At 81.1% G+C, this 381-nt stretch carries 1 pseudogene; it reads left to right on the plus strand.

Annotation, left to right across the window (positions count from 1 at the left end):
• A pseudogene (locus J7E97_RS31835) lies at positions 1-181 on the plus strand (hypothetical protein); the annotation flags it as partial.
• Between the last annotated feature and the right edge of the window lie 200 nt (positions 182-381).

Genomic DNA, 381 nt, shown 5'->3' on the forward strand with positions numbered 1-381 from the left:
GTCCAACCCCCTGCGCACCGGGGTGCGCCCCGTCCTCGGCATCCGGCCCTACCTGGAGGAGCCGCTGCGCCAGGCCCTCGGCGCCGCCGCCGGCCGACTGGTGGGCGCGGAGAGCCTCGGCCCGCGCGGGCTGCCGGCGTCGGGACCGCCCCCTGAGGGCTGCGCAGGGGGCAGGCCGTGAATCGGGCTGCCGAGCGGGCGCGGGCTCCGGGCTCCGGGCTCCCGGCTCCGGGCGCCGGGCCCCGGCCGCTGCGCGCCGGCCGCCCGTGATCAGGCCGCGGGAGTCTTCGCCCGGGAGGCCCCCGCCACGACGAAGAGGAACAGTCCGCAGGCCGTCACGAGCACCCAGCCGGGACGGGTCGCCCGGGCGAGATCGGCCGG

The sequence above is a fragment of the Streptomyces sp. ISL-66 genome, from assembly GCF_018614135.1.
Classification (GTDB): Bacteria; Actinomycetota; Actinomycetes; order Streptomycetales; family Streptomycetaceae; genus Streptomyces.